This is a genomic window from Mesorhizobium sp. ORS 3428 (assembly GCF_001854785.1).
Classification (GTDB): Bacteria; Pseudomonadota; Alphaproteobacteria; order Rhizobiales; family Rhizobiaceae; genus Mesorhizobium.
In genome coordinates this window covers 157003-180443 of sequence record NZ_MDFL01000014.1, presented here as the reverse complement: position 1 = coordinate 180443, position 23441 = coordinate 157003, and the positions used below count along the sequence as shown (strand labels likewise).

The 23441-nt window shown below is 65.2% G+C and carries 22 protein-coding genes and 1 tRNA gene; 19 read left to right on the top strand and 4 right to left on the bottom strand.

The window, feature by feature from the left end:
* Nucleotides 1-35: 35 nt before the first annotated feature.
* Nucleotides 36-791 carry an MBL fold metallo-hydrolase gene (locus tag ORS3428_RS04805; RefSeq protein ID WP_071095091.1) on the top strand — a complete coding sequence of 252 codons (756 nt, stop codon included), beginning with the start codon at nucleotides 36-38 and terminating at the stop codon, nucleotides 789-791.
* Between the two features lie 307 nt (nucleotides 792-1098).
* Here the strand turns inward: ORS3428_RS04805 and ORS3428_RS04800 are convergent.
* A tRNA-Ser gene (locus ORS3428_RS04800) sits at nucleotides 1099-1188 on the bottom strand.
* 441 nt (nucleotides 1189-1629) lie between these two features.
* Here ORS3428_RS04800 and ORS3428_RS04795 point away from each other — a divergent pair.
* From ORS3428_RS04795 to ORS3428_RS04785, 3 genes are all read left to right on the top strand, one after another.
* Nucleotides 1630-2301 (top strand): 50S ribosomal protein L21, encoded by a 672-nt coding sequence (locus tag ORS3428_RS04795; RefSeq protein WP_071095137.1) that lies wholly within the window; start codon nucleotides 1630-1632, stop codon nucleotides 2299-2301.
* Nucleotides 2302-2415: 114 nt separating this feature from the next.
* Entirely contained in the window at nucleotides 2416-2685 is a 270-nt protein-coding gene (gene rpmA, locus ORS3428_RS04790) for a 50S ribosomal protein L27 (protein ID WP_071095089.1), read from the top strand.
* A gap of 123 nt (nucleotides 2686-2808) precedes the next feature.
* Nucleotides 2809-3396, top strand: a complete 588-nt coding sequence (locus ORS3428_RS04785) for a GNAT family N-acetyltransferase (RefSeq protein ID WP_071095087.1) — start codon at nucleotides 2809-2811, stop codon at nucleotides 3394-3396.
* A gap of 180 nt (nucleotides 3397-3576) precedes the next feature.
* On the opposite strand, the gene ORS3428_RS04780 is transcribed toward ORS3428_RS04785, so the two are convergent.
* A complete protein-coding gene (locus ORS3428_RS04780; protein WP_071095085.1) occupies nucleotides 3577-4440 on the bottom strand; it encodes an endonuclease/exonuclease/phosphatase family protein in 864 nt (287 codons plus the stop codon).
* A gap of 201 nt (nucleotides 4441-4641) precedes the next feature.
* Between ORS3428_RS04780 and obgE the strand changes: the two genes are divergently transcribed.
* The 5 genes from obgE (at nucleotide 4642) to ORS3428_RS04755 (ending at nucleotide 10353) form a co-directional block, all read left to right on the top strand.
* Nucleotides 4642-5679 carry a GTPase ObgE gene (obgE, locus tag ORS3428_RS04775; protein ID WP_071095083.1) on the top strand — a complete coding sequence of 346 codons (1038 nt, stop codon included), beginning with the start codon at nucleotides 4642-4644 and terminating at the stop codon, nucleotides 5677-5679.
* Nucleotides 5676-6836 (top strand): glutamate 5-kinase, encoded by a 1161-nt coding sequence (gene proB / locus ORS3428_RS04770; RefSeq protein WP_071095080.1) that lies wholly within the window; start codon nucleotides 5676-5678, stop codon nucleotides 6834-6836. The genes obgE and proB overlap by 4 nt, the downstream gene beginning before the upstream one ends.
* A gap of 18 nt (nucleotides 6837-6854) precedes the next feature.
* Nucleotides 6855-8141, top strand: a complete 1287-nt coding sequence (locus ORS3428_RS04765) for a glutamate-5-semialdehyde dehydrogenase (RefSeq protein ID WP_071095078.1) — start codon at nucleotides 6855-6857, stop codon at nucleotides 8139-8141.
* Nucleotides 8142-8390: 249 nt separating this feature from the next.
* A complete protein-coding gene (locus ORS3428_RS04760; RefSeq protein ID WP_071095076.1) occupies nucleotides 8391-8978 on the top strand; it encodes a nicotinate-nucleotide adenylyltransferase in 588 nt (195 codons plus the stop codon).
* 79 nt (nucleotides 8979-9057) lie between these two features.
* A complete protein-coding gene (locus tag ORS3428_RS04755; protein WP_071095074.1) occupies nucleotides 9058-10353 on the top strand; it encodes an MFS transporter in 1296 nt (431 codons plus the stop codon).
* 24 nt (nucleotides 10354-10377) lie between these two features.
* Here the strand turns inward: ORS3428_RS04755 and ORS3428_RS04750 are convergent, their stop codons facing one another.
* Nucleotides 10378-11232, bottom strand: coding sequence for a mechanosensitive ion channel family protein (locus tag ORS3428_RS04750; protein ID WP_071095072.1), 855 nt, complete (start codon nucleotides 11230-11232; stop codon nucleotides 10378-10380).
* A gap of 241 nt (nucleotides 11233-11473) precedes the next feature.
* Here ORS3428_RS04750 and rsfS point away from each other — a divergent pair, with 241 nt between their 5' ends.
* From rsfS to ORS3428_RS04695, 10 genes are all read left to right on the top strand, one after another.
* The gene (gene rsfS, locus ORS3428_RS04745; protein ID WP_071095069.1) at nucleotides 11474-11851 is read left to right on the top strand and encodes a ribosome silencing factor; all 378 of its coding nucleotides are present in this window, start codon (nucleotides 11474-11476) and stop codon (nucleotides 11849-11851) included.
* Nucleotides 11852-11912: 61 nt separating this feature from the next.
* Entirely contained in the window at nucleotides 11913-12395 is a 483-nt protein-coding gene (gene rlmH / locus ORS3428_RS04740; RefSeq protein WP_071095067.1) for a 23S rRNA (pseudouridine(1915)-N(3))-methyltransferase RlmH, read from the top strand.
* Between the two features lie 151 nt (nucleotides 12396-12546).
* The gene (locus ORS3428_RS04735) at nucleotides 12547-13881 is read left to right on the top strand and encodes a murein hydrolase activator EnvC family protein (protein ID WP_071095065.1); all 1335 of its coding nucleotides are present in this window, start codon (nucleotides 12547-12549) and stop codon (nucleotides 13879-13881) included.
* A gap of 1 nt (nucleotide 13882) precedes the next feature.
* Nucleotides 13883-15214 (top strand): S41 family peptidase, encoded by a 1332-nt coding sequence (locus ORS3428_RS04730; protein WP_071095063.1) that lies wholly within the window; start codon nucleotides 13883-13885, stop codon nucleotides 15212-15214.
* Between the two features lie 164 nt (nucleotides 15215-15378).
* The gene (locus tag ORS3428_RS04725) at nucleotides 15379-16572 is read left to right on the top strand and encodes a divergent polysaccharide deacetylase family protein (protein WP_071095135.1); all 1194 of its coding nucleotides are present in this window, start codon (nucleotides 15379-15381) and stop codon (nucleotides 16570-16572) included.
* 48 nt (nucleotides 16573-16620) lie between these two features.
* Nucleotides 16621-17139: an RNA pyrophosphohydrolase gene (locus ORS3428_RS04720; protein ID WP_071095060.1), complete on the top strand. Its 519-nt coding sequence runs from the start codon at nucleotides 16621-16623 to the stop codon at nucleotides 17137-17139.
* 459 nt (nucleotides 17140-17598) lie between these two features.
* Nucleotides 17599-18711 carry an alanine racemase gene (gene alr, locus ORS3428_RS04710; RefSeq protein ID WP_071095056.1) on the top strand — a complete coding sequence of 371 codons (1113 nt, stop codon included), beginning with the start codon at nucleotides 17599-17601 and terminating at the stop codon, nucleotides 18709-18711.
* Between the two features lie 347 nt (nucleotides 18712-19058).
* A complete protein-coding gene (gene rnk, locus ORS3428_RS04705; protein WP_071095054.1) occupies nucleotides 19059-19478 on the top strand; it encodes a nucleoside diphosphate kinase regulator in 420 nt (139 codons plus the stop codon).
* Nucleotides 19475-19999, top strand: coding sequence for a nucleoside-diphosphate kinase (locus ORS3428_RS04700; protein ID WP_071095052.1), 525 nt, complete (start codon nucleotides 19475-19477; stop codon nucleotides 19997-19999). Before rnk ends, ORS3428_RS04700 begins: the two co-directional genes overlap by 4 nt.
* Before the next feature lie 22 nt (nucleotides 20000-20021).
* Nucleotides 20022-21278 (top strand): D-amino acid dehydrogenase, encoded by a 1257-nt coding sequence (locus ORS3428_RS04695; protein WP_071095050.1) that lies wholly within the window; start codon nucleotides 20022-20024, stop codon nucleotides 21276-21278.
* 5 nt (nucleotides 21279-21283) lie between these two features.
* On the opposite strand, the gene ORS3428_RS04690 is transcribed toward ORS3428_RS04695, so the two are convergent.
* Complete coding sequence (locus ORS3428_RS04690) at nucleotides 21284-23404, bottom strand: phospholipase D-like domain-containing protein (RefSeq protein ID WP_071095133.1); 2121 nt, start codon at nucleotides 23402-23404, stop codon at nucleotides 21284-21286.
* Between the last annotated feature and the right edge of the window lie 37 nt (nucleotides 23405-23441).

The window sequence follows — 23441 nt, the reverse complement described above, 5'->3', positions numbered from 1 at the left end:
CGGAGGGGAAACGCAACCGTGTTTGAGGAGAACCCATGGAAACGAAAATCGACGAAATCGCCGACGGCATCTATCGCCTCTCGACCTATGTGCCGGATATTGCGCCGCCTGTCGGCTTCACCTTCAACCAGTTCCTCGTCCTCGGCGACGAGCCACTCATGTTCCACACCKGCTTGCGGAAGATGTTCGCGCTGAACCGCGACGCGCTCGCCCGCATCATCCCGCCGAACCGCCTGCGCTGGATCGGATTTGGCCATTTCGAGGCCGACGAATGCGGCGCTATGAACGAATGGCTTTGYGTTGCGCCGCAAGCGACAGCCGCGCACGGACAGACCGGCGTCTACGTGTCGCTCAACGATTTCGCAGACCGCGCGCCGCGCGTGCTCAAGGACGGCGAGGTGATCGACCTCGGCGGCGGCAAGCGCGTGCGCTTCATCGACACGCCGCACACGCCGCATGGCTGGGACGCCGGCGTCATGTATGAGGAATCGACCGGCACGCTGCTCTGCGGCGATCTGTTCACCCAGCTCGGCAACGACCGCGCGCTGACCGACGGCGATGTTGTCGGRCCGGCGATCRCAGCCGAGGATCTGTTCAAATATTCGGCCCTCAATCCCGGCATGGGCACGACGATCCGCGAACTTGCCAAGCTCGCGCCGCGCACGCTGGCGCTCATGCATGGTCCGTCATTTTGCGGCGACGGTGCCGCCGCCCTGCGGGTGCTTGYCGACGACTACGATCGCCGCGTCTCGGCTGAAATGRCCGAAACCATGCAGAGGCTGGCGRCATGAGCGCGCTCGCGGAGGATGCAAAAATGGACTGTTGGGTTACCGGCATCTGCGGCCGCCAGTGGGGCGTCTGCCCGAATGCCAGCTCCGCGTGCGGCAAGGCGGGGACAGGCGGCGGTCGCGGCAAAATCCCCGCTGGCGGCRGGAAAAACGGATACTCCTTGCACATCGCAGGGAATATGGACGAACGCCGCTGAGCTCAAAGCGAATCGCGCAAAGCCCTCCTTCGCAAGGCTTCGGACGGCAGCCTGCTTCGCGCTGAGAAGAATTTGCTGGACCTGTCCTGCAAGGCGCGCAGCGCGAAGCAGGATGGCGGAGAGGGAGGGATTCGAACCCCCGATACCCTTGCGAGTATGCCGCATTTCGAGTGCGGTGCATTCGACCACTCTGCCACCTCTCCGCGAGGTCATGGTCGGCCGTTGCCGGCGCGGCGCACTAGATAACGGCTGACCGCTGCAGTTACAAGGCCTTATTCCACCGATTTTGCCGCTTCTGTGGAGAGCGGCAAGGCCGCGGTGGTCGGCCATTGCCGGCGGAAGGCTCGGCAGGTCGTCGCCCGCTCTGCTGCGCGCTTCGCGCCGCCGGCCGAGACGGGGCGCTCGCCACCAGCCGCGGAGCCGACGCGGCATCGGGCGCCGGCGCTACCCAGGGAGTGTTGCAGCCCTCCGAAGGGGGCGGGCCCGTCGCCTTGACTTTCGCGCAACCTTCGGTTAGGGACGGCCCGCATCCGGCGTGGAGGCTTCTCCGCGCCGCTTGTTTTTTGAACCCGCAGACTGACAAAAAGACGGCCGAACCGCTTGAGGCGGCTCATCAAGGTCGACCGAACAGCGAAAGGCAAAAAATGTTCGCAGTCATCAAAACGGGCGGCAAGYAGTATCGCGTCGCCGCAAACGATCTCTTGAAGATCGAGAAAGTCGAAGCCAAGGTCGGCGATATCGTCGAGATCGRCCAGGTGCTCGCGCATGGCGAGGGTGAGAACGTCACCTTCGGCGCGCCATTCGTCGATGGCGCCATGGTCACGGCGGAAGTCGTCGAACAGGGCAAGAACCGCACCGTCATCRCATTCAAGAAGCGCCGCCGCCAGAATTCGCGTCGCCGGATCGGCCACCGTCAGCTGCTGACCACCGTCAGGATCTCCGAGATCCTGCTGGGTGGCGCCAAGCCGTCGAAGAAGGCCGCCGCCAAGCCCGAAGCCGCCGCCGAGGCGAAGGCCGAGGCCGCTCCGAAGGAGGCCAAGGCCAAGAAGGAAGCTGCTCCGAAGGAGGAAGCCAGGGCCGAGACCGCGGCTGCGCCGCTGTTCAAGGCGCCGAAGGGCGAGCCGGATGATCTGACGGTCATCAAGGGCATCGGCCCGGTCGCGGCGAAGGATCTCGCCGAGCAGGGCATCGTCACCTTCGCCCAGCTCGCCAAGCTCACCGACAAGGATGTCGCCAAGATCGACGAGCACATGCCGTTCAGCGCCGACCAGATCAAGGACTGGCGCGAGCAGGCCAAGGAACTGGCGAAGAAGTAAGACGAGCGAATACGTAAGACGGGCCGGCGATTACCGCCGGTACGCACTTGAAACGGAACGCGAACGCGTTCATAAGACCATTCAAGCGCCTCATGGCGCATCGGAGTTAGTTAGATGGCACACAAGAAAGCTGGCGGTTCGTCGCGCAAYGGTCGCGACTCGCATTCCAAGCGGCTCGGCGTGAAGAAGTTCGGCGGCGAAACCGTGGTCGCCGGCAACATCATCATTCGTCAGCGCGGCACACAATGGCATCCCGGCACCAACGTTGGCATGGGCACGGACCACACCCYTTTTGCGCTCGAAGCCGGCGCAGTCGCCTTCAACAAAAAAGCCAACGGCCGAACCTACGTGTCGGTAAACCCGATCACCAAAGCAGCGGAGTAGCCGGTTCCGCACCATAACACCGGCGCCCATCTCGGGAACCGGTGTCTGGCCAGGCCAGGAAAGGATCAGGAGAGATGGGCATCCATCTCTCCTTTTTCATTTTTCTTTGCCTGGAGGACTAAAATGGTTGCCGAAGCGGAAGACAGCGAAGACGAAAGTTATGCGATCGATTGCCCGGTGCTCGCCACCGAGCGCCTGGTCATGCGTGCCCCGCGCGAGAGCGATCTCGAGCAACTGGTGGCGCTCGCCGACAACCGTCACGTCGCCGAGATGCTGGCCCGCATGCCGCATCCCTATGGCGAAGCCGAAGCCAGAGCCTTTCTCGCCATGGCCTCGTCGCGCCGCGCCGGCATCGTCTATGCGCTGACGCTTGCCGGCACCGGCACCTTCGTCGGCTGCGCGGGGCTCAACACCACCGATCGCGGGCTGGAGCTCGGCTACTGGATCGGCGAGCCCTACTGGAAGCGCGGCTATGYGACGGAGGCGGCGCATGCGCTGGTCGACCTCGCCTTCCAGAAGACCACGATCCAGGTGCTGCACGCCTCGACCAGGGTCATCAATCCGGCCTYGCGCCGMGTCATCCACAAGTGCGGCTTCCAGTATGCCGGCCAGGGCATGCTGAACTCGATCGTCGCCGRCCAGGTGCCGGTCGAGCGCTATAGGTTAGACCGCAAGACCTGGACCAGCCTGCGCAACTGGGTGCATTTTTGATGATTGCTTCAGAAGGCTGAGCAAAGGCACCTCACCCGGATTGCCGACCGAATTGCGGAGAGCAATTCGGGGCACCTCTCCCCGAGGGGAGAGGAGCTCGAGGCGCCGGCGCCTACCTCTTCTCCCCTTGGGGAGAAGGTGCCCGCGAAGCGGCCGGTTGAGGGGGCCCTGCGGATGGGCTCAGCCGAGCTCGACCCAGACCGGCAGGTGATCGGAACCGACCGCCTGGCGGTCGACCCAGAGGCGCTTCAGTGAGCGGGCCAGCGAAGCGCTGGTGAAGATGTAGTCGATGCATTTGTGGCGGCTTGCATCGTCGGGCCGCTTTGGATCGACGGAGGTGACGAGGCCGGAAGCGGCAAGGCGCTCAGCGGCGTCGACGGYGAGATCGGCGGTCAGCGGCATGCCGAACTCAWGATCCGGGCGACCGGCGAGTTCGACATATTCGGCCGACCCCGGCAGCATGTTGAAGTCGCCCATGACGATGAAGGCTTCCGGATAGGGCAGGTCCGGCAGGCCGATCTCGGGAACGCCCGAAAGGCCGCCGCCTTCCAGCGCGTAGTTCAACAGGCGCTGGCGCAGGAAGCGGATCTGGCCCTGGCGCTCGACCGGGCTGCGATGGTCGAGATGGGTGGAGTAGAAACGGACGAAGCCGAGCGGCGTCTCGATCAGCGCCTCGAGCGCGCCGCGCTGGAAGTTCATCGCCTCGAGGCTACGGCTGCGCGGCAAAAGGAGATTGCGCGACAGATGAATGGGCGTTTTCGACAGCACCATGTTGCCGAGCTGGAAGGTCCGGGTGACGGCACGGCCGGCGTCCAGGCGCGAGCCGACATTGACCTCGAAATTACTGCCATAGGCGGCAAAATAGTCCGGCAGCGCTTCACCGATCTCGGCCACCATGTCGCGGTCGCCGTTGCGCGGGTTGTTGCGGGTGACCTCCTGCAGCGCGATCACGTCGGCGCCGCGCACGGCGTCGGCGATGCGGCCGATATCGTAGCGGCCGTCGAGGCCGATGCCGTACTGGATGTTGTAGGTGACGATCTTCATTGCGGGTCTCCAACACCAACGCAGAGCCGCGAAAACCGGAAACGATCGTCGCGCGAGATCATTCGTAAGCCGACAGTGCTAGCGTGTTCGCGGCATACGCAAAAGCACCTGCCCGCGCTTTCGTCACAAAACAGCCTCGCCCTGGGCCTCGCCTTGGGTTAGAGCAGTCGCGCAAGGCCACCAGAAGAAACCTGAAATCCGATGAAATTCCTCGACCAAGCCAGGGTTTACATCCGTTCCGGCGACGGCGGCGCCGGGTCGATGTCGTTTCGCCGCGAGAAATTCATCGAGTTCGGCGGTCCCGACGGCGGCGACGGCGGCCGCGGCGGCGATGTCTGGGTGGAAGCGGTCGACGGGCTGAACACGCTGATCGACTATCGCTACCAGCAGCATTTCAAGGCCAAGACCGGCATGCACGGCATGGGCCGCAACATGACCGGCGCCAAGGGCGCCGATGTGACGCTGAAGGTGCCGGCCGGCACCCAGGTCTTTGCCGAGGACAACGACACGCTGATCTGCGATCTCACCGAAGTCGGCCAGCGCTTCCTGCTCGCCAAGGGCGGCAATGGCGGCTTCGGCAACCAGCATTTCAAGACCTCGACCAACCAGGCGCCGCGCCGCGCCAATCCCGGYCAGCCGGGCGAGGAGCTCAGCATCTGGCTGCGGCTCAAGCTCATCGCGGATGCCGGCCTTGTCGGCCTGCCCAATGCCGGCAAGTCGACCTTCCTTGCCGCGGTCACCGCCGCCAAGCCGAAGATCGCCGACTATCCCTTCACCACCCTCTATCCCGGCCTCGGCGTTGCCCGCATCGACGGCCGCGAATTCGTGCTGGCCGACATTCCCGGTCTGATCGAGGGCGCGCACGAGGGGATGGGCATCGGCGATCGCTTCCTCGGCCATGTCGAGCGCACGCGCGTGCTCTTGCATCTCGTCTCGGCGCTGGAGGAAAACCCGGGCAAGGCCTACAAGACCGTGCGCGCCGAGCTCGAAGCCTATGGCCATGGCCTGGCAGAGAAGGTCGAGATCGTCGCGCTTTCCCAGGTCGATGTCCTCGACGCGGACGCCCGCAAGAAGAAGGCAGCCTCGCTGAAGCGTGCCGCCGGCCGCGCGCCGATGCTGTTGTCCGCAGTCACCGGCGAAGGCGTCGAGGCTGTTCAGCGCGCGCTGATGGCGGTGGTCGCGGAGGCGCGCGATGCCGTTCCCGCYCCTGTCGACACGCGCTGGCAGCAAAACCCATGAAATCGCTGAAATCATACCGGCRCATCACCGTGAAGATCGGCTCGGCGCTGCTTGTCGACCGCGCGAGCGGCCTCAAGCGCGACTGGCTGACCTCTTTGGCCGACGACATCGCGGTGCTCGCCAATGCCGGCGCGGAAGTGCTCGTTGTCTCGTCGGGYGCCATCGCGCTCGGCCGCACCATCCTCGGCCTCGGCAAGCGCGCGCTGAAGCTCGAGGAAAGCCAGGCCGCCGCCGCCGTCGGCCAGATCGCGCTTGCCGGCGCCTGGTCGGATGCGCTCGGCAAGGACGGGCTGAAGTCGGGCCAGATTCTTCTGACCCTCGGCGATACCGAGGAGCGCCGCCGCTATCTCAACGCGCGCGCGACGATCTCGACCTTGCTCAAGATGAAGGCGGTGCCGGTCATCAACGAGAACGACACGGTCGCGACTTCCGAGATCCGCTATGGCGACAACGACCGGCTGGCGGCACGCGTCGCGACCATGATGGGCGCCGATCTGCTGGTGCTGCTCTCGGACATAGACGGGCTCTACACCGCGCCGCCGGCCAAGGATCCGCAAGCCAAGTTCATTCCGGTGGTCGACCGCATCACGCCCGACATCGAGGCGATGGCCGGTGCTGCAGCGTCGGAACTRTCGCGCGGCGGCATGCGGACAAAACTCGATGCCGGCAAGATCGCCAACGCCGCCGGCACGGCGATGATCATCACCGCCGGCACGCGGCTGTCACCGCTGATGGCGATCGAGCGCGGYGAGCGCGCCACCTTCTTCCGGCCGAGCGCCAGTCCGGTGAAGGGCTACAAGACCTGGATCGCCGGGCAGCTCGAGCCGGCCGGCCGGCTCACCGTCGATGCCGGCGCCGTCGGCGCGCTGAAGTCGGGCAAGTCGCTGCTGCCGGCCGGCGTCAAGCTGGTCAGCGGCAATTTCTCGCGCGGCGACACGGTGGCGATCCTGTCGCCCGAGGGGCATGAGATCGCGCGCGGGCTGGTTGCCTACGATGCCGCCGATGCCGTAAGGATCGCGGGTTTGAAGACGGCCGAGATCGAAAATGTGCTCGGCTACGAGGCGCGTTCGGCGATGATCCATCGCGACGACCTTGTGGTAAGCCAATCCGGCGATCAAATATTGACCAGCGACCAAGTATTGGCTGGCGACGAATGACCCAGCAGAGGATGAACCATGCTGAAGCTGCATGAAAAATCCGGGGAAGACACGGTGGCGACGATGGCCGATATCGGCCGCCGCGCCCGCGCCGCCGCGCGACCGTTGGCGGTCGCCACGACCAAGGCCAAGAATAACGCGCTGGTTGCCATGGCCGAAGCCATCCTGCGCAACGAGCAGGCGATCCTCGAGGCCAACGCCGTCGACATGTCGAATGGCGAGGAAGCCGGATTGTCCGCGTCCTTCATGGACCGGCTGAAGCTCACGCCCTCGCGCATCAAGGCCATGGCCGACGGCATCCGCGAGATCGCGGCGCTCAAGGATCCGGTCGGCGACGTCACCGCCGAATGGGACCGGCCGAACGGCCTTCACATTGAGCGCGTGCGCACGCCGCTCGGCGTCGTCGGGGTCATCTATGAAAGCCGTCCGAACGTGACCGCCGATGCCGGCGCGCTCTGCCTGAAGGCGGGAAATCCCGTGATCCTGCGCGGCGGCTCGGACTCGATCAATTCTTCATCGGCGATCCACGCCTGCATGGTCGAGGGGCTCAAGGCCGCCGGCTTGCCGGAAGATGCCATCCAGCTGGTGCCGACCACCGACCGCGCCGCCGTCGGCGAGATGCTGAAAGGGCTCGGCGGCAATCTCGACGTCATCATTCCGCGCGGCGGCAAGAGCCTCGTCGGGCGTGTGCAGAACGAGGCGCGGGTGCCGGTCTTCGCGCATCTCGAAGGCATCTGCCATCTCTATGTCGACCGCTCGGCGAAACTCGACATGGCGGTGAAGATCGCCGTCAACGCCAAGATGCGGCGCACCGGCGTCTGCGGCGCGGCCGAGACCTTGCTGGTCGACCGTGCGGTGGCCTCCACGCATCTGGTGCCGATCCTCGAAGCGCTGCGCGCCGCCGGCTGCGAGGTCCACGYGGACACCGAGGTGATGCAGGCTTTTTCCGACGCGAGCCTCGCGACCGATGCCGACTGGGTGACGGAATATCTCGACGCCATCATCGCGGTGAAGCTGGTCGACGGCGTCGCTGGCGCGATCGAGCATATCGAGACCTTCTCCTCGCATCACACCGAGGCGATCATCGCCGAGAACGCGCAAGCGGTCGAACGATTCTTCAACGATATCGACTCGGCGATCCTTCTGCACAACGCCTCGACGCAGTTCGCCGACGGCGGCGAGTTCGGCATGGGCGCCGAGATCGGCATCGCCACCGGCAAGATGCATGCGCGCGGACCGGTCGGCGTCGAGCAACTGACTTCGTTCAAATACCGCGTTCGCGGGTCGGGACAGGTGAGGCCTTGATCTTTTCTGCCTTGAAGGTCTGACGCTTGCGCCTGGGCACCCCCCTCTGTCCTGCCGGACATCTCCCCCTCAAGGGGGGAGATCAGATGTCTCTCTGGCTTTCGCCAATCGCAAACGTTGGAAGAAAAGCGCTATCGGTGGAGCTGCTGATCTCCCCCCTTGAGGGGGAGATGCCCGGCAGGGCAGAGGGGGGTGCTTAGCACCATGCTTTCCCAACCTGAACAACCCGTTCCCACCCGCTATCTCCGTATGCCGCATGCCGGAAAGGGCCTGGTCGTCGGCCTGTTCGGCGGTTCCTTCAACCCGCCGCATGCCGGCCATGCGCTGGTCGCCGAGATCGCGCTGAGAAGGTTGGCGCTCGACCAGCTGTGGTGGATCGTGACGCCCGGCAATCCGCTGAAGAGCGCACGCGAGCTGGCGCCGCTCGCCGAGCGCGTCGCGCTATCTGAAAAGATCGCCAAGAATCCGAAGATCAAGGTCACCGCATTCGAGGCGGCGCATCACGTCCGCTACACCGCCGACACGCTGGCACTGGTCAAGGCACGCAACCCGGGCGTCGACTTCGTCTGGATCATGGGCGCGGATTCGCTGCGCGACTTCCACCACTGGCAGCGCTGGCGCGAGATCGTGCTCACCTTCCCGATCGCGGTCATCGACCGGCCGGGCGCCACGCTCTCCTTCCTGTCGTCGGTCGTCGCCAAGACCTTCGATTATGCCCGCATCGACGAGGGCGATGCGCCGCGGCTGGCCCGCATGCGGGCGCCGGCCTGGACCTTCATCCACGGTCCGCGTTCCTCGCTCTCCTCCACTGCGATCCGCAACGCCACAAAGGGCTGAGCATCTTCCCACAAGGGAAGCCTGGCCATGTCGCTTTTGTGGCTGCTTTTCGCCCTCCGGCGAGCGATGTTGGCAAGGCATGCTGGAGAAGAGCCCCACCACCACGGATCTGGGACAAGCCGCGCAATCGGCGCCGCTGATCGCCATTGCCAGCGTCATCGTGTCTATGGCGCTGATTGCGATCGGCAACGGGCTGATGTTCGCCTACATCCCCGTGCGTCTCGGTGTCGACGGCTTCGATCCGACCTGGGCCGGGCTGATCGTCACGGGACTCTCGGCCGGTGGGCTCGCCGGCTGCATCCTGACYGGGCCTCTGGTCAGAAGGGTTGGCCACGCCCGCGCGTTCATGGTGCTTTCGGCGCTGATTGCGCTTTCCAATGCCGCGATCGGCGCCGGTCCGATGCCGCTGCTGTGGATCGCGGCGCGGGCGCTCTACGGCTTCGCAATCTGCGGCATTTTCATCGTCGCGCAGAGCTGGCTCAACGATGCCGTGCCCAATGCGATACGCGGCCGGATCATGGCGGTTTTCTATGTCGCCTACGTCGCGGGCCTCGGCGTCGGCTACGCGACGCTCGCCACAGTCGATATCCTGACCGCGGCCGTGCCGCTGATCGGCATCACCTTCACAGCCTTATCGATCCTGCCGGTCGGCATGACGCGGCTTGCCCAGCCGCCGCCACCTCAAGCTGCTTCCGTGGCTCTGGGGCTTGCCTGGAAGATCTCGCCGGTCGGCGTCGTCGGCATGCTGGCGGTCGGCGGCCTGTCGATGAGCATTTCCGGTTTCGCGCCGATCCATGCCACGGCCAAGGGCTACAGCCAGGCGGATGTGGCGCTGCTTTTGTCGGCAATGCCGATCGGCACGCTGATCCTGCAGGTGCCGCTCGGCTGGATTTCGGACCGCACCGACCGACGCTACGTGCTGGCGGGCGCCGCGGCTCTTGCGGTCGTCGCGAGCGTGCTTGCCATCGGCTTCGACGGCGGCGCGCTGGCCATCCTTGCGGTGATCTATCTGATCTGGGACGGAGCCTCGGAATCGATCTATTCGCTCTCCAGCGCWCATGCCGCCGACCGCGCCGGCAAGGACGAGCTGCTCGCCCTGTCGAGCTCGCTGCTCTTTGCCTGGTCGCTGTCCGGCTTCGTGGTGCCTGGCATCGTGACGGCGCTTTCCGCCGTCTTCGGCACCGAGACCTTCATCTATGTCGGCATCTTCATCGCCTCGGCCTTCTGCCTGTTCGTGCTGTGGCGGGTGTTTGCGGCGCGGCCGGCTCCCGCAATCGCGACGGGCAGCTTCGCGCCGATGAGCGCGCAGGCGCCCTTGCCGGTGGAGCTTGCCTTCGCGCCGGACGACGATGAGCCGCGGCGGAGCAACGATTGAAATTCTGACCGCCTCGCAACTGCCCTACTGATGCCTGCGAGCCTCCGGCGGCGGCGCCTCGGGCGGCGGCAACGGGATCGAAATGCCTTCGCTGTCGAAGGCCTGCTTGGCGCGCTTGGTCATGTCGGCCTGGGTGGCGACGTAGTCGGCCGCCGATGTCCAATAGCGCAGCGTGAGCGAAACCGTGCTGTCGCCGAGGCCCGCCACGAAGGCGATCGGCTTGGGCTCGCGACTGATGCGCTTGTCGGTACTGGCGGCGGCAAGCAGCGTCCTCTGTCCGCGGTCGATGTCGTTCCATGAACCGATGTTGAGCGTGATGTCGGTGCGGCGCACACCGTTGCGGGTGAAGTTGCGCACCGGCTGGTTCCACAGCGTCTGGTTGGGCGCCAGGATGTAGATGCCGTCGACCGTGCGCAGCCTGGTGGCGAACAGGCCGATCTCCTCGATCGTCCCGGCGATCGAGCCGACCTCGACATTTTCGCCGATGCRGAAAGGCCTCAGGGCAAGCAGCATGATGCCGGCGGCGATGTTCTGCAGCGTGCCTTGAAGCGCCAGCCCGATAGCCAGGCCGACGGCGCCGATGGCGGCGATGATCGATGCCGTCTGCACGCCRAACTGGCCGAGCACCATGATGACGACAAGGATAAGGATGGCGTAGCGGACTATCTTCGAAAAGAATTGGCGGAGCGTTACGTCGAAGCCCTGGATGTGGCCAAGGCCCGCGTAGATCGAGCGCTCGGCAAGACCGGCGACGAGATAGCCGACGACCAGGAGGATGACGGCGCCTATTGCAGAAAAGGCATAGGAGACGATGAGCGTGCTGAGCTGCGCAAGTCCGTCCTGGAGGGTGAGAAGTGCGTGTTGCGGGTCGGTCGGCATGGATGAAGTCCCGTCGGTCGGTCAGCCRATAACCCGTGCCGAGCGCAAAGGGTTCCGATTTTTTCGGGACTACGGAACCTGCCGAACCGCGCCGCGTTGGCTCGGGCAGGGGCACCCGTCTTGAAACTGCAATGGAACTCTGCCTATCTAAGTGGTGTCACCCGCTTTGCCGGGTGATTTGGTTGTTCTTATTGGGAAAGGAAACACACTGAGAACAGCACTGCGGAAGAAGGCCGATATCGTGCCTTCGCCGGCCGGGATCAGCGGAAACGATRCTGCCTCCCTTGCCATCAAAACAGTCCTTGCCAGTCTGGAAGACTCCAAGGCCGAAAACATCGTCTCAATCGACATCCAGGGTAAATCGAGCCTCGGCGACTATATGGTCRTCGCATCCGGCCGATCGCACCGCCATGTCTCGGCTGTTGCCGATCATCTCCTCAAGGCGCTCAAGGATGCCGGCCTCGGCATGGCGCGCGTCGAGGGACTGGCCAGCGCCGACTGGGTCCTGATCGATTCGGGCGACATCATCGTCCATGTCTTCCGTCCAGAAGTCCGCGAATTCTACAATCTCGAGAAGATGTGGCAGGCGCCGGACCTCGAAGAAGAGACCTTGCACTGAGCCATATCGCGTGCCGCGACCATTGCGGTGCGGCACCGAGTGAAGGCTCGCCGGGGCGAGGATGAAGATTACCGTTCATGCCGTGGGCCGGATGAAGACCGGCCCCGAGAGAGAACTCGCCGACCGCTATTTCGAACGCTTCGCCAAGAGCGGGCCTGCGATCGGCCTGGAATTTACCGGYATTCTCGAGATCCCTGAAAGCCGCGGACAGAGTGCCGACGAGCGCCGCCGCGAGGAGGGCCAGAAGCTGCAGTCCCAGCTGCAGCCCGGCTCCGTGCTGATCCTGCTCGACGAGCGCGGCAAGACCCTGTCGTCGGAGGATCTGGCCGCCCGCATCGGGCAGTTGCGCGACGGCGGCCGCAAGGCGCTAGTCATCGCCATAGGCGGCGCCGACGGGCATGACAAATCCTTGCGCGAGCAGGCCGACTTGGTGCTGTCGTTCGGAGCCCTGACCTGGCCGCATCAGCTTGTACGCGTCATGCTGGGCGAGCAGCTTTACCGGGTCGCGACCATCCTGTCCGGACATCCCTACCACCGCGCGTGAGCCGTTGGTCGTCAGATCCCGGCCGAAAGCTGGGGGTCACGGCCTCTTGCCCGGATTTCCGCCCCAATGGCGCGACATCATCAAGCCATCGCAGGCCCTTTCATCATGGTTGATAGTTCGTTAACGAAGCGGCGTTTAGAGTCGAGGCCTGATGTCTGAAGGCTGGAATTTCAGAACGCGCGCCTGGCGCAGCCGCTGCGGCTTGACCCTCGTCGCCGCCCTGATTGCGCTCGGGCCGGCCCGGGCGGCGGAAAACGCGCTCGACCGCGCGCCCGATCCCGACCGGAGCCGGGCCGAGTATGAGCAGGTTTCCAGGGAAATCACCCTCTCGTCCGAGCGGATGGCCAAGCTCGCCGCCGATGTCGCGACGGTGAAGAAGGACCATGCCTCGATCAGCGCGGCGCTCATCCAGTCGGCCATGACCGAGCAGAAGCTCGGCCAGGACATCGAGGACATCGGCGCCAAGCTGGAAGGGTTGAAGGCGGAGGAAGAAAAGCTGCGCGCCTCGCTCGCCGCGCGCCGCGACGTGCTTGCCGAAGTGCTCGGCGCCCTGCAGCGCATGGGGCTCAACCCGCCGCCGGCGATCCTGGTCAAGCCCGAGGACGCGCTGTCGTCGGTGCGCAGCGCCATCCTGCTCGGCGCCGTGGTGCCGGAGCTGCGCCAGCAGACCGACAGGCTGGTTGCCGATCTCAAGGAGCAGACCCGGGTGACCGCGTCGATCGAGGCCGAACGGGCGCGGCTCACCAGCGCCGTGACGGAGCAGACGGCGGAAAAGAAGCGGCTCACCATGCTTTTGGAAGCCAAGCAGAAGCTGCAGGCCCAGACGGAGACGGCTTTAGCCGCCGAGCAGCAGCACTCGCAGCAGCTGGYGGCCAAGGCAAGCAGCCTCAAGGACCTCATCGCCTCGCTCGAAGCCGACAAGGCGCGCAAGGCAGCCGAGCAGGCCAAGGCTGCCGAGCGAAAATCGGCGGACAGCGACACAACGGCGTCCACGAGCGAGCCCGCCCCGCAGCCGGTGCCTGAAGGCAATCGTTTGACCGCCTCGGCGCCATTCGCGGCACTGCAGGGCCAGATCGCGCTGCCGGTCATCGGCAAGATCAAACGGCGCTTCGGCACCGACGACGGCAATGGCGCGATGATGCAGGGTGACATGGTTGCGACACAATCGGGAGCCATCGTCACCGCACCGGCGGATGGAAACGTGCTTTATGYGGGGCCGTTTCGCTCCTATGGTCAACTCTTGATCCTCAATGCGGGCGACGGGTATCATGTCGTTCTGGCGGGGATGAGCAGAATCAGCGTCGCGACTGKACAGTCGGTGCTCGCAGGAGAACCGATCGGCGCGATGGGAGAGGYCCGGGTGGCAAGCACCTCGGCTTCGCAGAATGGAAATGCGACGCCGGAGCTCTATGTGGAGTTCCGCAAGGATGGAAAACCCGTCGATCCGGCACCTTGGTGGGCGGRCCGATTTTCTGGAAGGACGTGAAATGATGCGGAAATTGTCGCTTCTGTTTGCTGGCGCGCTGATGGGCGCTTCGGCAATGAGCCTGGTCTACGGCGCACCCGGMTCGGCGGCGAATGCTGCGGGTTCAGAGACCTACAAGCAGCTGGCGATCTTCGGCGACATCTTCGAGCGGGTGCGCGCGCAATATGTGACGCCGCCGGACGACAAGTCGCTCGTCGAGAACGCCATCAACGGCATGYTGGCCTCGCTTGACCCGCACTCCTCCTACATGAATGCGGAGCAGGCGCAGGATATGCGCGTGCAGACCAAGGGCGAGTTCGGCGGCCTCGGCATCGAGGTCACCATGGAAAACGACCTGGTCAAGGTGATCACGCCGATCGATGACACGCCGGCCGCCAAGGCGGGCGTGCTGGCGGGYGACTACATCGCCAAGATCGACGGCGAGGAGGTGCGCGGCCTGACCCTCAACGACGCGGTCGAGAAGATGCGCGGGCCGGTCAACACGCCGATCAAGCTCACGATCCTGCGCCAGGGCGCCGACAAGCCGATCGAGCTGACGGTCGTGCGCGACATCATCAAGGTTAAGGCGGTGAAGTACCGCGTCGAGAACGACGTCGGCTACATGAAGATCACCTCCTTCACCGAGAAGACCTATGACGACCTCGAGAACGCCATCGAGAACATCAAGAAGCAGGTGCCGAACGACAAGCTGAAGGGCTATGTGCTCGACCTGCGCCTCAATCCGGGCGGCCTGCTCGACCAGGCGGTGAGCGTGTCGGATGCGTTCCTGAAGCGCGGCGAGATCGTCTCGACCCGCGGCCGCGACCCGAAGGACGTCACCCGTTTCGACGCCAAGCCGAAGCAGAACGACGACATCAACGGCAAGCCGCTGATCGTGCTGGTGAATGGCGGCTCGGCGAGCGCGTCCGAGATCGTCGCCGGCGCGCTGCAGGACCTGCGCCGCGCCACCGTGGTCGGCTCGCAGTCCTTCGGCAAGGGCTCGGTGCAGACCATCATCCCGCTCGGCGAAAATGGCGCGCTCAGGCTCACCACGGCGCTCTATTACACGCCGTCCGGCAAGTCGATCCAGGGCAAGGGCATCACGCCTGACATCAAGGTCGAGCAGCCGCTGCCGCCGGACCTGCAGGGCCGCGACCTGACCCGCGGTGAATCCGATCTCAAGGGCCACATCAAGGGYGCCGACGAGAGCTCCACCGGTTCGGGCTCGGCCGCCTATGTGCCGCCGGACCCGAAGAACGATCTGCAGCTGATCTATGCCGAGCAGCTGCTGCGCGGCCAAAAGACCGATCCGGCGTTCCCGCCGAACCCGGACAAGGCTGTGATGAACCAGTAAAGGCCGGACGGCCAGCCACTGGCCGACCGAGCGAAGCAATGCAATGCTGCCGGGACCGCGAGGTTCCGGCAGTTTGATTCGGAGAGCACGCGCCGGGCGCGCGAATGGATTTGAATTCGCACGTGATCGTTTCGGTGATTGCGTCAYGGGCTTGGGGCTGCGGCTTGGCTGACATCGGCAAGGATATCGAACGCCCACTCGGACAGACGATCCGGCCTCAGCGCTCCGCTTCGCGCGGCATCAGCACCAGTACACTTGTCGCCACGCTCGCGGTGCTTGCGGTGGCCGGCGTCTCCGGGGCGATCGCGCTGCGTGAAAAGCCTTTTCGCAAGCCTGAAGAGATAGCCGTTTCGACGCCGAAGGTGACCGTAGCGCCAACGCCCGCGCCGGCCCCGGCGCCAGCGCGGACCGAAGTAGCGGCAGCGACCCCCAAACCCAGCACCCCGATGAAGAGCGGTGGCCCGCAGATCATCCACGTGCAGACCGAAGAGGGCGATGGCCCGCCGAAAGCGGGGATCGTCATCCGAGATCCTTCCACGCTCGGCCAGAACCTGAAGGTCGCGCATATCCCGGACCGGGCGCTGATCGAGGCCGGCGACAGCGGCCCGCTGCCGATCCGTTCCGCGGACGGCAGGCGGCCGTTCGACGTCTATGCGCGGCCATGGTCCGGCGCGCGCGGCGCCCGCGTGGCGATCGTGATCGGCGGGCTCGCCGTCTCGCAGACCGGCACGCAGGCGGCCATCGCCAAATTGCCGGCCGAAGTGACGCTGGCTTTCGCGCCGCAGGGCAACAGCATCGACCGCTGGATGAAGGCGGCGCGGCAGAGCGGGCACGAGATCGTCATGCAGATACCGCTCGAGCCCTTCGACTATCCGAACGTCAATCCGGGGCGCAACACGCTGACGGTCTCGGCGAGCCCGGACGAGAACCTGAAGAGCCTGCACTGGGCGCTGTCGAGGACGACCAACTATACCGGCGTCATGAACTATATGGGCGCGCGCTTTTCGGCCGATGCAAACGCGATGGGACCGTTCATGGCCGAATTGGGGAAACGAGGGCTTGCCTATATCGACGACGGGTCGTCCTCGCGGAGCCTGGCGCCCGACCTTGCGCTGAAGGACGGCGTGCCCTTCGTCGCCGGCGACATGGCGATCGACGCGGTTCAGGACCGCGGCGAGATCCTGAAGAAGCTGGACAGCCTCGAGGCGACGGCGCGGGCCAAGGGCACCGCCGTCGGCATCGGCTCGGCCTTCGATATCACTGTCGACACGGTGACATCCTGGGTGGCCGAGGCAAAGAAGCGCGGCATCGAGATCGTGCCGATTTCCGCGGTCGCCATTGATCCGCAAAAGGGATAGCACCACCTGTCTCGCCGGAATTCTCGAAAGGCTGGAAAATCTTTACTGATGTCCAAGAAAATGATCGATCCGGAGACGCTGCCATATCGTCCCTGCGTCGGRCTGATGATCCTCAACCCTGCCGGGCTGGTCTGGGTCGGGCACCGCATCGCCGAGCCGGACAGCGAGTTTTCCGGCACCACAAAGCTCTGGCAGATGCCGCAGGGCGGTATCGATACCGGCGAGGAGCCGCTCACGGCGGCAGGGCGGGAGCTCTACGAGGAGACCGGCATGCGCAGCGTTTCGCTGCTCGCCGAGGCGCCGCATTGGATCAACTACGACCTGCCGCCGCATTTGGTCGGCGTCGCCTTCAAGGGTCGCTATCGCGGCCAGACGCAGAAATGGTTCGCCTACCGTTTCGACGGTGACGAGAGCGAGATCCAGATCAATCCGCCGCCGGGCGACCACAAGGCCGAATTCGATCAATGGGCGTGGCAGCCGATGCAGGAACTGCCCGACCTGATCGTGCCGTTCAAGCGCAAGGTCTACGAGCAGGTGGTGGCAGCATTCCAGCATCTGGTCTCGTAGTGTCGCGGGTGCCGGAGGCATGCCCTAACTCTCCCGGTCAGGTTCGGCTGAGCAGATGGGTTCGCGCTGCTCGGGGTCAGACTCCATTGATATTGATGCCGATGTGCCGCAATAAGAGGCGGACATGAATGACGCATGRCAAGCGCATATCAGCGGAGCGTCAGCGCCGCCCCTCACCTGCCTGCCGGCATCCTCTCCGCGTATAGTGACGGGGAGAGGGGTGCTGTCATCGCCGGTTCCGCCAATCTCCAGCGTTACAAGAAAGGCGCCGAGGTTACCGCCAGCCCCTTCTCCCCGTCGCTATACGGGGACAAGTGCCCGGCAGGGCGATGAGGGGCAGCGCCGGCGTCGACAACCGCGCGTCTGCGCAACAAGTGCAAACAGTCTTTATCCGGGGCGGTCGCCTTGATCAGCGACGCCAAAACGCCTTTGCCGCAAGCGGCCRCCACGGATAACTCGATGCTCAGCGAAGCTGCAGCCGGYGCGATCCTGACCATCGATCTCGGCGCCATTCGTCAGAACTACCGCCGTCTCAAGGCGCGGCTGGCGGGCGCCCGCTGCGCAGGCGTGCTCAAGGCCGACGGCTATGGTCTCGGCGCTGCGCTGGTGGCATCGGCGCTGATTGAGGAAGGATGCGACATCTTCTTTGTTGCGCTGCTCGGCGAGGGCATTGCGCTGCGCGGAACGCTCGGGCCTGGACCTGACATCTTTGTCCTGAACGGCTTGCCGCCGGGCTCCGAATCGGAAGCGATCGCGGCCGGACTTCATCCGGTCATCAACAGCACCGCACAACTGAAGGCGTGGCGCGAAGCGGCCCGGACCGCCGGTCGAAAGCTGCCGGYCGCCATCCAGGTCGACAGCGGCATGTCGCGGCTCGGCATGCCGCCCGCCGAAGTCGAGGCACTTGCGAAGGATGCCTTCGACGGCATCGATATCCGGTTGGTGATGAGCCATCTCGCTTGCGCCGACGAGCCGCGCAATCCGGCCAACGAAGCGCAGCGGCTGGCCTTCGAGCGGCTGCGCCGGATGCTGCCCAAGGCACCGGCCTCGCTCGCCAATTCGTCTGGGATCTTTCTCGGATCGTCCTACCACTACGATCTCGCCCGGCCGGGCGCCGCGCTCTACGGCATCAATCCGACRCCGGGCGATCCGAACCCGATGCTGCCGGTGGTGCGCTTGCAGGCCAAGGTGGTCCAGACGCGCAGCGTCGGGCAAGGCACCGGCGTCGGCTACGGCCACACCTTTCATGCGCGAGGCCCGCTCAGGCTGGCGACGATCTCGCTCGGCTATGCCGATGGCTGGCACCGGCGTGCGGCTTCGGCCGCCTGGTTCGAAGGCGTGAGGCTGCCCTTCGTCGGGCGCGTCTCGATGGATTCGATCATCCTCGACATTTCTGCACTACCGGCCGGCAGGCTGGGCGAGGGCGACCTTGTCGAGCTCATCGGCCCATCGCAAAGCGTCGACGATGCGGCCGCGCATTCCGGCACCATCGGCTACGAGGTGCTGACCAGCCTGGGTGCGCGCTTTCACCGCCGATATGTCGGGCTTGATTTAGACCGGTTCAGCGTTTGACGGATCGCTGATCCATTCTAAATATTCGAGTTTTCGCAATTCCGGGAAAACCGCTGCGCGCTTCGCGGAATTGCTCCAGAGAGGCACCTTGCTTGACAAGCCGGTGCTTCTCGGCAAGGTTCGAGGCATGAGCATCCTCGCCCATACCAGAACCTTATTCAGGGTTTGCCCTATCGCGGGAGCGTAGCCCCGGCGCGGTCGCTTTGGCGTCCGCCGAGCCGGGGCGTTTGAGTTCTTGACATCGTCACCCAGCCAGCCCTTTGCGGGCTGCAGGCTTTTGTCCGCCGCCTTTTGAGCAGGCGGCAGCGCGCATTGGTTCGTCGATGCGCCAGTCCATGAGGTTTGCTATGCATACAACAACGCAATCGCGTTCCAGAAACCAGATCGTCGTCAGCGACGCGGATCACGACCGGCTGAGCGGCCTTGCCAGAGCCTTTCTGGATCGTTCGCCCGAAATGGCCGAAGACCTRCTTGCCGAGATGGATCGCGCCAGGATCGCGGCCGAATCCGCAATGCCTGCTGATGTGGTGCGGATGGGCTCGACAGTGACGCTTCGCGACGATGATGGAAGCGTGCAAAGGGTCACGCTGGTCTATCCGTCGGAAGCCGACATCGCCGAGAAACGCATCTCGGTGCTGACGCCGCTCGGAACGGCGCTGATCGGCGTTCGCGCCGGCCGCACGGTCCGCTGGCGAAGCCGTGACGGCCGGGCGCTTTCAGCGGCCATCCACGCCGTCGAGCAACCCTCTCCGCGGAGGGCGCCATGACCAGGGCCGTGTATTGTCTCACCATGAAGGATTTCTCGGTCCTCGAAGTGATGCTGATGCGCCGGCGCGCCTTGGCCGATCCAGCCGTGCYGATGCTCGAGCGCAAGCTCGCCGAGAGCAGTGTCATTCCCCTCGGCACGGWCGAGCCTGACGTTGCCACGCTGAACAGCCGGGTGATCTTCCGCGTCGATGGCGGTCCGGCAGAGACGCGAACGCTCGTGCTTGGCGATGCCTCCGTTCCGGTCGGGTTCGGCCTGCCGGTCGGCACAGGGCGTGGCCTCTGCCTGCTCGGCATGAGGACGGGCCAATCCGTCCAGACCGATGGCAAGGGCGAACGGATCCTTCTCGAGGAGGTGGCTTACCAGCCGGAAGCCGCGCGGCGCGCAGCGCGGGACGCTGCCGGGCAGCGACCCCACGGCCTTAGACTCGTGTACAGCGCCACCGCCGATCATTCGCCCCTTGGCGGGCGTGGCAGAATCCGGCAGACAGAAGGGGACGATCCGGGCCCTTCGGCGGCATGATCGGCCTTTGAGGGAGCATTGAATGAAAGTCCTGGTAATGGGCGGCGGCGTGATCGGGGTCACCACCGCCTACTTCCTTGCCGAAGCCGGACACGAAGTCACGGTGATCGACCGACAGCCGGGGCYGGCGCTGGAGACGAGCTTCGCCAATGCCGGCGAAATATCGCCCGGCTATGCCTCGCCGTGGGCCGGTCCCGGCATTCCGGTGAAGGCGATCAAATGGCTGCTGATGAAATACGGTCCGCTGGTGGTGCGGCCGGCCTTCGATCCGCATATGTGGTCCTGGCTGCTCAAGATGCTGCGCAACTGCACCGCCGAACGCTATGCGCTCAACAAGTCGCGCATGGTGCCGCTGGCCGAATACAGCCGCGACACGCTGAAGGCGCTGCGTGCAGCGACCGGCATCACCTATGACGAACGCGCCAAGGGCACGCTGCAGCTCTTCCGCACGCAGAAGCAGCTCGACGGCACGGGCGGCGACGTCGAGGTGTTGAAGAAATACGGCGTGCCCTACGAGATCCTCGACCGGGACGGCTGCATCGCGGCCGAGCCGGCGCTCGCCGCCGTGCGCGAGAAGTTCGTCGGCGGCTTGAGGCTTCCCGGCGACGAGACCGGCGACTGCAAGATGTTCACCGACAAGCTCGCCGAGCTTTGCGTGGCGCGCGGCGTAACCTTTGAATACGGCTTGACGATCCACCGCATGGTGAGGGACCGCAACCGCTTTGCCACCGTCCTGACCGATCGCGGGTGGAGGTCCGCGGACGCCTTCGTGATGGCGATGGGCAGCTATTCCCCGCAATTCATGCGCGATCTGAAAAGGCCGATCCCGGTCTATCCGGTCAAGGGCTACTCGATCACTGTGCCGATCACGAATGCCGAGGCAGCACCCGTCTCGACCGTCATGGACGAGACCTACAAGGTGGCGATCACCAGGCTCGGCGACCGTATCCGCGTCGGCGGCACGGCGGAGATTTCCGGCTATGACCTGCGCCTGCATGAGTCGCGCCGCCGCACGCTGGAACATTCGGTCGGCGATCTCTTTCCGGGCAGCGGYGATCTCAAGGCGGCGAGTTTCTGGTGCGGCTTGCGGCCGATGACGCCGGACGGGCCGCCGCTGATCGGGCGCAGCGAGTTGTCCAACCTCTATCTCAACACCGGTCACGGCACGCTTGGCTGGACGATGGCCTGCGGCTCGGCCAGGGTGCTTGCCGACATCATCTCCAACCGGGTGCCGGAGATCAACGCGCTCGACCTCAGCCCGGACCGCTACCTCAAGTAGGTGGTTCAGAACGCCTGCCTGACCCATGCCCCGCTGAACAGCGCCCGGTAGGCCCAGCCAATGGTGACATTGGAAGCGACCGGCTGCGAATGGGCGAGATAGTCGTCATAGACCGGCTTCATGCGGCGGTAGAAAGCCGGATCGAGCACCACCATGCCGTTCTCGCTGTCATGGAAGAAGCTGCGGTTGTTGAGGTTGACCGRAGAGATGGTCACCAGCCGCTCGTCGATCATCATGATCTTCGCATGCAGCACCACGTCGGGCGCCTTGAACTCGCGGATGTTGATGCGGTCGCCATATCGCTCGACGAACAGCTTGTTGAGCGCGGTGAGGAACCTGCCGCCGATATCGCCCTTGAGATCGATGCGGCCGATGATGTCGATCTTGACGCCCCGGGCCAGCGCCCGGTCGAAGGCCAGGGCAAGGCTGGGCGTCAGATTGAGGTAAGGGTTGACGATCTCGATCCGATGCGCGGCGGCGTCGATCAGTTCGACGAAGTAGTTTTCGAGCGCATGGCCATCCTCGTAAGGTACGGAAATGAAGTGCCGCGCCGCGCCCTGGGGTCGTCCGCCGGAGCGCACCGGAATGGAAAACGGCCGGGAAATGTTTGTGTCGGCATCGCGCAACCAGACAGTCGAGAGATGCGCGGCCAGCGTTTCGACCGTCGCGCGGTCGGCGATCTCGATGTCGAAGTCGCTCCAATTGGAATAGTAGTTCAGCGAGAAGCCGTCGATCTTGCCGTATTGCTGAAGCTTAGGATAGCGCGTCAGGTCGACAGGGCTGTGAAACAGGAAACCGTCATGGATGTTGCGGCCGCCGACGATGACGCGTGAGCGGCCCGGCTCCTCGGCCAGCGTCGCCAGCATCTTGATGTGATGCGTCTTGTGCAGCTGCGAAAACTGCTCGTCGACCGGCGCGCCATGGTCGGCGCGCCAGCGATATTCCTGCAGCGCGACATTGGGAAATTCGGCCGCCAGCCGGTGCAGCAGGGCATCGTCCTTCTCGCGCTCCAGCACGTCGGTCACCAGGATGCGCACCTTGGTGCCGAGCGCCGCGTGATGGCGGATCAGTCGCTCCATGATGCGGCCGGAGAAATCCGCCTTGAACTCCAATGACGACAGATAGATGAGCCTCAGTTTCGGGGCGTTGGAGAAGTCGAGCGGCAGCTCCGGGTCGGCCTTGTCGAAGGCGCTGTCGGGCAATGTCTTGCCCAGCAGCGCCTCGACCTTGGCGTTGAAGCCGTCGCGCGATTTGCGCAGCAGGGTCGGCGATCCGAGCGGCAGCGCGCAGGTCTGCGACAGCCAGCGGCCGGCATAGAAGACGCGGTCGAGTGCTTCGAGCCCGGCCGGATCGGGCACCGGGCAGCGATCGTAGCGGCTGTCGAGCGCCGCGATCCAGGGGTCGGCGGTCTCCTCGCGCAGTATGGTCAGCGGCGCGCCGGCCGGCGCGAGGCCGGAACTGACGCGGAGGTCGCAGCGGGTGAGCGCCTGGCTCGGAAAAAGGCTGGCGGATGCCTCCGCCGCCGGCAGGCGGAGATGGAAGGGGGCACCTTTGGCGACCGTGCGCGATCGGCCTGACACGCGCATCGCCAGGGGACCATCGCAGGTGCCGCCGATGTCGACCGGTTGCCGGCCGGCTTGGAGGAGCACGATCTCGACCGAGCGCGCTCCCAGACCGGAGAAGCCGAAGGTCTTGGGGGCGGATGGCCGGGCAGCCGCGTCGAGATAGAGCGTCTGGCGCGACATGCGCCAGCGACCGGTGAAACGACCTTCGCCCGGTCTGCCCGCGGCAGGTTGCAGCTCCGTCTTGTCGAGCGGCTTCGCCAGCCGCCGCAGTCCCCGATAGGTCGCCCGGAAGCCGTCGTTGAGGACGTCGCGCCAGTCGTGGCCGAAGCGGCCGGTGCCGTTGGCCCGGTCGAGCGCGTCGATCCGGCTTTGGGCCAGCAGCGCCTCGAACTGCTTCTCATAGGCCGCATTGCCATCATCCGCGAAATAATGCGCCGTCGCGATTTCGGCGCCGGCGCCGTCCGCCGAGATGGGCAGACGTGCGCAGGCGTCGTCGCCCGGAAAGAACGCGCAAGCCGAGTGGCCGGGCATGCCGGCGCAACTGGCCAGGGCGGCCAGCATCAGTGCGAGCAGCAGCCTTGTCGCAACGGCGCTTGAG